3 protein-coding genes are annotated in these 2,711 nt (G+C 64.4%); 2 read left to right on the top strand and 1 reads right to left on the bottom strand.

Annotated features, from left to right (window positions below):
- Positions 1-374: 374 nt before the first annotated feature.
- Entirely contained in the window at positions 375-662 is a 288-nt protein-coding gene (locus AC30QB_RS04165) for an immunity protein Imm33 domain-containing protein (protein ID WP_489544930.1), read from the bottom strand.
- Between the two features lie 297 nt (positions 663-959).
- Between AC30QB_RS04165 and AC30QB_RS04160 the strand changes: the two genes are divergently transcribed.
- Together AC30QB_RS04160 and AC30QB_RS04155 are read left to right on the top strand one after the other, a co-directional pair.
- Positions 960-1,442, top strand: coding sequence for a GreA/GreB family elongation factor (locus AC30QB_RS04160; RefSeq protein WP_489544929.1), 483 nt, complete (start codon positions 960-962; stop codon positions 1,440-1,442).
- Positions 1,443-1,965: 523 nt separating this feature from the next.
- Positions 1,966-2,711 (top strand): alpha/beta hydrolase family protein (locus AC30QB_RS04155; protein WP_489544928.1); only part of this gene is annotated, 746 nt, incomplete at its 3' end.

The raw sequence follows: 2,711 nt of genomic DNA, 5'->3' as shown, positions 1-2,711 counted from the left end.
GTGACGCACTGACCGCTGGGGCGAGCCTCACTGAGCTGGCGCGGCCCCGCTACCCGCATTCGCCCATGAGTTCTTTTGGCTCTGTTGAATTTCGAATGGATGCAGCGCCCCCCGTTTCCGTTCGCCCTGAGCAGGGACTGAGCCTGCCGAAGGCCCGTGCGTCGAAGGGTTGGTGAGCGAAGCCACCCTGCGAGCAAGGCTTCGACAGGCTCAGCCCGAACGGAAATTCGGCGGTCATTGCCCACTCGAAATTTCAGAGAGGCCAAAGAAGCGACTCCTGCAGACTCGGCCGAAGGGAGAGACGAACACCAGCGAACAACCGCCTGGCTTCGCATCGGGCGTTGCCGCCACGGCCTCACGGATTTGCAGCGCGTCTATTCCAGCGGCACCGCCTCGAATGCCTCACTTGCATCGGCGCGCTCAAAGGCCGAGCCAGCAGGGTGATCCAGCAGGGGCGCGACGTCGGGATGCTCAAGTGTGAAGTCGGCCAACACGCAGGTGACGTAGTGCGTGGGCTGGTTCATGTACTTCTCGCTTTCGCTGCCGCTGAGAAAGCGCCAGCCACTGTCTGTGGGCGTCGCGGGGGCGGTGCGGTAGGCATAGCCCACAGGCTTCTGGTGGGTCGTGATGACCTCGGTGGCCACGCAGGTGAGAGAGGTCATGGAAGAAGGCATTGGTAGGGGTGAGCGATCCCGGAACGGGAGAGCGTACTTGAGCGCCGCCGGCTATTCTGGATGGAGACCGCTTTGCAGTGGTCGGCGCCGGTCGATCCGGGTCGCCCAGCCGCAGCTGTCCACCGGTCACCTGACACTCGGAGACCTGGCCAGGTACGGAAGCGCCGGCAGCATTCAGGTCATAGCTGAAATTAACCTGCAGCCAACAGAAGCGTCGACAGCTGGTGGAGCCCTTCATAATCAAGATGTGTGACCCCGCTTGTTCGAGATGCCTCACGTTTCATCATGGATAAATTCTTGCTTCAGCAGCAGGTGCTCGAACGGCTCGCCGAAGACCTGCTGCAAGCCGAACAGGCAGCTCGGGCAGCCCATGAAACGGCGACTCACGAAGAGAGCGTCGCGGAAAACAAATACGACACATTGGGTCTTGAAGCTGCCTACCTGGCCACCGGCCAAGCTCGTCGCGCCGATGCCATCCGCCGGGCGATGGCCAATTGGTGCCAATTCCGCCCGCGCCCCTACGACGCCAGCCAAGGGATACAGCTCGGCGCGCTGGTCTGCCTGGTCGATTCCGCCGACCAGCAGCAACAGCTCTTTCTCGGCCCGGATGGGGGCAGCATGAAGTTGGTCAGCGGCGCTCAGCTCGTTCAGGTCATCAGCAGCAAAGCCCCGTTGGGCAGGGCTATGCTGGGTAAATGCGAGGGTGATGTGGTGTCGATACAGGTCGCTCCAGTCCGACAGCAGTTTGAGGTGCTGCGGGTTCATTAAGCCGCCAGCAAGTTCACCGGCCGCCCACGCTGAACTTGTCGAATTCGAGCTCAGCACCTTGGATGCCCGCTTCGGGCACGAAGCTGCCGCCAGTCCGGCGCCAACCAACGGCTGCTCGTGGCCTGGAGTGTGATTTCGTTGGCCCGCCATGAAGCCGCCTGTCGGCGTGGTGAGAAGGTCCTCGGAGCAAGCGCAGCGGGTCTGCAGGATCTGCTGGACCGCCTGCAGGGTGGCCGGGCGCATCGACTGGGGCGCACCGGCCGGTAGCGCAGGCCCTAAGTCTCCTGGGTTCCGCTTAGCTCAGGCGCCGGTGAAGGCCGGCCAAGGTCAGTGCGCCGCCGGCATGTGCGCATGTGCAGACGCGCAAATAGACAAAGTAGTTGGTCGGCCACGGAGCGGGGAGGCGAACACCGCGACCACGCTTGCTGCTGCAACACCTGAGTCTGCGGCCCAGCGCGGATCTTCGGCGTCATGAACGGCTACCCTGTGCGATTCATTCAAACGAGTCACAGGAGGCCACACCATGCCCAGTACCCGCGTCGATTTCCCCGGTAGCCAAGGCCACGCGCTCGCCGGCCGTCTCGACACGCCCGACGACATGCCGCGAGCCTGGGCGTTGTTTGCCCACTGCTTCACCTGCTCCAAAGACACAAAGGCGGCGGCCTATATCGCGCGTGCCCTGGCAGATGCAGGCTTCGGCGTACTGCGTTTCGATTTCACCGGCTTGGGCGGCAGCGGCGGCGACTTCAGCAACACGCACTTCAGTTCCAACGTCGATGACCTGGTGGCCGCGGCAGATTGGCTGCGCGTGCATCACGGCCCGCCCGCACTGCTTGTCGGCCACTCGCTCGGCGGCACAGCGGTGCTCGCCGCTGCTGAGCGTATCGCCGATGCGCTGGCCGTGGCCACGGTCGGCGCGCCTTGCGACCCGGCACATGTGACGCATCAATTTGGCAGCGACCTGTCGGTGATCGAAAGGGAAGGACAGGCCCTGGTCAAGCTCGCCGGGCGCGAATTCACCATCCGCCGTTCGTTCATCGACGACGTGAGCGGCCAGCCGCAGGTCGCACGCATCCGCGCTCTGCGTCGCCCGCTGCTGGTGCTGCACGCCCCCGGCGACACCGCGGTGAAGATCGACAACGCGCGCCATCTCTTCGAGGCGGCGCTGCACCCCAAGTCTTTCGTTGCGCTCGATGGCGCGGACCACCTGCTCACGCGGGCGGCCGATGCGCGTTACGCCGCCAACGTGATCGCGGCGTGGGCAGCGCG

It is taken from the genome of Rhizobacter sp., assembly GCF_046595475.1.
GTDB lineage: Bacteria > Pseudomonadota > Gammaproteobacteria > Burkholderiales > Burkholderiaceae_C > Rhizobacter.
Note: the sequence above shows the minus strand (reverse complement) of the source record. Positions and strands in the feature narration are given on the sequence as shown.

Excerpts from the sequence above, each read along its gene's own strand:
- AC30QB_RS04165 (WP_489544930.1), bottom strand. The coding sequence starts at position 662 with ATGACCTCTCTCACCTGCGTGGCCACCGAGGTCATCACGACCCACCAG.
- AC30QB_RS04160 (WP_489544929.1), top strand. The coding sequence starts at position 960 with ATGGATAAATTCTTGCTTCAGCAGCAGGTGCTCGAACGGCTCGCCGAA.